General features: G+C 62.9%; 4 protein-coding genes. 1 reads left to right on the top strand and 3 read right to left on the bottom strand.

Annotated features, from left to right (window positions below):
• A partial coding sequence (locus ABI546_RS03580) for a type II asparaginase (RefSeq protein WP_348044193.1) occupies positions 1–959 on the bottom strand: 959 nt, incomplete at its 3' end.
• A 217-nt stretch (positions 960–1176) separates the two neighbouring features.
• Here ABI546_RS03580 and ABI546_RS03585 point away from each other — a divergent pair.
• Positions 1177–2082 carry a LysR family transcriptional regulator gene (locus tag ABI546_RS03585; protein WP_348044187.1) on the top strand — a complete coding sequence of 302 codons (906 nt, stop codon included), beginning with the start codon at positions 1177–1179 and terminating at the stop codon, positions 2080–2082.
• 194 nt (positions 2083–2276) lie between these two features.
• Here the strand turns inward: ABI546_RS03585 and lnt are convergent, their stop codons facing one another.
• Complete coding sequence (gene lnt / locus ABI546_RS03590; protein ID WP_348044189.1) at positions 2277–3890, bottom strand: apolipoprotein N-acyltransferase; 1614 nt, start codon at positions 3888–3890, stop codon at positions 2277–2279.
• Positions 3891–3940: 50 nt separating this feature from the next.
• Positions 3941–4725: transporter associated domain-containing protein (locus ABI546_RS03595; protein ID WP_348044191.1), on the bottom strand; the 785-nt coding region annotated here is incomplete at its 5' end.

Genomic DNA, 4725 nt, shown 5'->3' on the forward strand with positions numbered 1-4725 from the left:
TCATGCGCGACCACCCAGTCGTACTTGTCATCGGGCTGCTCGGCGTTGCGCAGCACAAAACCGTCAGGAACGCGCGAAGAGCGCACCACCTGAATGCCTTTGGCACGAACTTCCTGCAACGCGGGAACCACGCGGTCGGCCACCGAACCATTGCCGGTTCCGCCATGGATCAGTGCCTTGATGCCGGTCTTGCCGACAGAGTCCACTGCGGAGCGCGGAACGTTGCCGTAGCTGTAGACGATGTCTACAGGGGCCAGCGCCTCGAATTCGTCAATGTTGAACTCGGACTGCGCGGTATGGCGCTTGACGGGTGCGCGGAACCAGTAGTTTTTGCCTTCGACCACCATGCCCAGTGGGCCCCACTGGCTTTTGAACGCCTCGGTCTTGATGTTGATTGTTTTGGTCACGTCGCGGCCGCTCTGGATTTCATCGTTCATGGTGACCAGCACGCCCTTGCCGGCCGCATCCTGGCTGGCAGCCACGCTGACAGCGTCAAACAGGTTCAGGGCGCCGTCGGCCGACAGTGCCGTGCCGGGCCGCATGGAACCCACCACGACGATGGGCTTGTTGGTGCGGATCACAAGGTTGAGGAAATAGGCGGTTTCTTCCAGCGTGTCGGTGCCGTGTGTCACGACGATGCCGTCCACATCGGATTGCTTGACCAGCGCCGAGATGCGTTTGCCCAGCTTCATCAGGTTGTCGTTGGTGAAGCTTTCGGAAGCGATCTGCGAGACCTGCTCGCCCTTGACATTGGCCACGTTGGCCAGCTCCGGCAAACCGGCAAGCAGCTTGTCGACCGGCACCTTGGCGGCGGCGTAGGTGGCGCTGTTCAGCGCTGAAGCCCCCGCGCCGGCAATGGTGCCGCCGGTGGCGAGGATCACGACGTTGGGCTTGGCGGTTTGCGCCAGCGCCGGTGCGCCCAGCGTGGTGAATGCCACCAGGCCAAGTGTTGCGCCCATTTGCCGAAATGTTGAAGTGAATTGCATGTTGTCTCCAAGGAAATGGAATTTGTTCGGTTTTTTTGTGCACAGCAGGCAAAGAACTGCGGTTTGCGCCTGCGTATGCTGCGATTTCCCCGGCTTGCGGCCAAAGGTGGCCCATCGTAGCGACGCTGGCAGGGGGCGGCGATGCATAATGCAGCGAGGGGTGTGAGTAAAATTCACACCCCTCGGTCCCATGAACCTCCGACAACTTGAAGTCTTCCAGGCCGTCATGCAGACGGGCAACATGAGCGCCGCAGCACGGCTGATCTGCATCACCCCCTCGGCCGTCAGCAAGACCATTGCGCACACCGAGCTGCAATTGGGTTACAAGCTTTTCACCCGCGGCAAGGGGTCTCTGGCCCCCACGCCCGAAGCGCGCGTGCTGTTTGAAGAGTCCACGCTGATTCACCAGAAACTGGACAACCTCAAACGCATCGCCGTCAATTTGCGCCAGGCCGCCGACGGCCAGGTGCGCCTGGCGGCCATTCCATCCGTCAGCCACGAATTTCTTCCGCTGGTACTGGAAAAGCACATGGCGCGCTATCCGCGCGTGCGGGTGGAGGTGCGCACCTTGCACCAGGACCAGATGGTGCAGGCGCTGCTGACGCGCAGCGTGGACTTTGCGCTGGGCTTTTATGAACACCCGCACCCGCTGCTGACCAGCTCCACGCTGGTCAGCGGCCCGCTTTATCTGGCCGTCACGCGGGACATCTGGCAACGGGCCGTGAAGGCGCGGCGCCAGAACCCGATGTCTTTCCTGGCCGGCATGCCGCTGATCAGGCTGGTGGGCGAAGACCCGATGTGCCAGTCGATTGACGACCTGGCGCGCCACCTGGGCCTCACGGCCCCGGAGGGCTTGCAGGTGCATACCTCAAGGCTGGCGCTGGAGCTGGTCAAGCGGGGCATGGGCTGGACCGTGGTGGACTTTCTGACCGCCAGCAACCTCGATCCGCAGTCACTGACAGCGGTGCCGCTGCATGACTTTGCCCACGCGCCGCTGCAGATGTACTTTGCTACCAGCACGCCGCCCGGGCAGGACGCGCTGCGCATGCTGCAAATGCTGCCGGACCTGCTGCACAACGTAATGGAAAAAATCTAGCTCTCCCCCGTTGAGGCTCACTGCGTGTAGCCTCCTCCCCCCTTCCGGGGGCGGCGCCTGCGGCCTGGCGAAGCCAGTTCCGCGGCCCCTACTCGCTTGGGGTGTGCTGCAGCGATCTTATGTCGCTACTAATTTAGTAGCCGCTTATGCTCATTTTTAAAGGACCACCGAGCGGCAGGCTCTCAGTGCTGCCTCTAGCGACGCCGGCGGAACACGAGCGCGAGGACAGCGATGCCCAGGCCAAGCGCCCACAGCGGCCACAGGCCGTAGCGGGACACCCACTGCGCATACGGCGTGATGCCGTTGCGGCCCTGGACCTCGCCGTGGAGCACGCCGCGTGTGTGGCGCTCCAGTGAATGCGTGACTTTGCCCTGGTGGTCGATGATGACCGTGGCGCCGGTGTTGGTCGCACGAATCATCGGGCGGCTGAACTCCAGCGCACGCATGCGGGAGATCTGCAGGTGCTGGTCGATGGCCACCGTGTTGCCGAACCAGGCAATGTTGCTGACATTGACAAAGATGGTGGGCGCAAGCGCCGGGTCCTTGAACCGCGCGCCCAGCTCTTCCCCAAAGAGATCTTCGTAGCAGATGTTGGGCGCCAGCCGCTGGCCTTTCCATTCAAACGACGCCTGGCCGACTGCGCCCCGGTTGAAGTCGCCCAGAGGGATACGCATCATGTTGATGAACCACCTGAAGCCCGCGGGAACGAACTCGCCGAATGGCACCAGATGGTGCTTGTCAAATCGATAGGGCTCGGGCTGGCCGGGCTTGAGGCCGAGCACCGAATTGGCATAGCCGGCATCGGAGCTGCCGAGCGGCAAGCCGATCAGTGCTGCCTGGTTGCCGGTGGCAAAGCGCGCGTGCAGCGCTTGCCAGTAACCCTCTGGCAATTGCTGCGGCAGCATTGGAATGGCGGTTTCAGGGGCGACCACCAGCGACGCCTTGACATCGCGCAACTGCTGTCCATACCAGCGCAGGGCTGTGGCAACGCCGGTGCCGGCCTGGAATTTTTCGTTTTGCGGGATGTTGCCCTGCAGTAGCGCGACGTCCAGCGGTTCGGCGAGTGTTGCAGCGGCCGCGTCCCCGGGCCAGGCGCTTTGCACCGGCAGGTAGCTCACGACCACGCTGATCACCACGACAAGGATGGCGCCCAGCCACTGCACACGCGACGCGCGCAGGGTGACGGCGAGCCAGGCCGCCGCCAGCGCCGCCAGGAAAGTCAGGCCGTGTACGCCCACCCATGCGGCCAGCGGCCTGGCCCAGCCGTCGACATGGGCGTAGCCACCTTCGCCCCACGGGAAGCCCGTAAAAAACTCGACCCGGGCCAGTTCTGCCAGCAGCCACAAGGCCGCAAACACCACGGCACGCGGCAGCTTGCGCACCGGCGCCAGCCGCACAAAGAAAGCGCTGGCCGCAGCGTAGTAAAGCCCCAGGAGAGCCGCGAGCAGAACAACGGCCAGCACCGTCAGCGGTGCGGCGAGCCCGCCGTAGTAGTGCATGGAAATAAACAGCCACCAGAAAGTGCTGCACAACATGGCCGTGCCAAAGAGGCCGCCCATCCAGGCGGCGCGCTTCCAGGAGCGGCAACTGTCGACTTGCGCGGCAAACAGAAAAAGCGCCAGCAGCTGCATCCACCACAGCGGCAACCCTTGCGCAAAACCAAAGTCAAAAGGCCACGCCATGCTGGCTGCATGTGCGCAACCAGCTATCAAAACAATAGCAATCTGGAACGGTGAAATGCCTTTGCGCGGCGGCGGGTTGCGCGCCTGTTCCAGCAGCGCGGGCAAGGTCGGCAGGTGGGACATCATGCTGTGAATTGAGTCCCGTCCCATAGTCCGCCCTTTTTGTAGATTTGTTGTCAGACGCTGGCAGCGACTGGCGATACCTTGAACCAGCGCACAGCCCCGCCCTTGGTGTGCAGCACCGTGAACTGCAGCCCCGCCAGCGCATAGTGTTCGCCGCGCTTGGGCACATGGCCCATCTCGTGCGCCACCAGGCCGCCTATCGTGTCGAAGTCGGTTTCAGGCAGTGTCACGCCAAAGGCCTCATTGACGCGCTCGATGGAGGTGTCGCCGCTGACGCGGTAGGTATGGTCAGTGAGGCCGAAGATGTCGCCTTCGTCTTCGGCGATGTCGAATTCGTCCTCGATCTCTCCGACGATCTGCTCCAGCACGTCTTCGATGGTGATGAGCCCGGCGACGCGGCCGAATTCGTCAATGACGATGGCCAGGTGGTTGCGGTTGCCGCGAAACTCGCGCAGCAGGTCGTTCAGCCCTTTGCTTTCGGGCACAAAGACGGCCGGGCGCAGCAGGGCCTTGATGTTGAGTTCGGGGGCGCGCTGCAGCTTGAGCAGGTCCTTGGCCATCAGGATGCCGAGGATGTTTTCTTTTTCGCCTTCGTAGACGGGAAAACGCGAGTGGGCGGTGTCGATCACCAAGTGCAGCAACTCGTCGAACGGCGCGTCGATGTTGATGACGTCCATGCGCGGGGCGGCCACCATGACGTCGCCGGCCGTCATGTCGGCCATGCGGATCACGCCTTCCAGCATCTCGCGGCTCTGGGCACCAATGACGTCATTGTCCTGGGCTTCCACCAGGGTTTCGATCAACTCGTCTTTCGAGTCAGGACCGGGGTGGAGCATTT

This window comes from Polaromonas sp. (assembly GCF_039932935.1).
Taxonomy (GTDB): Bacteria; Pseudomonadota; Gammaproteobacteria; order Burkholderiales; family Burkholderiaceae_C; genus Polaromonas.

Excerpts from the sequence above, each read along its gene's own strand:
- ABI546_RS03585 (WP_348044187.1), top strand. The coding sequence starts at position 1,177 with ATGAACCTCCGACAACTTGAAGTCTTCCAGGCCGTCATGCAGACGGGC.
- lnt (WP_348044189.1), bottom strand. The coding sequence starts at position 3,890 with ATGATGTCCCACCTGCCGACCTTGCCCGCGCTGCTGGAACAGGCGCGC.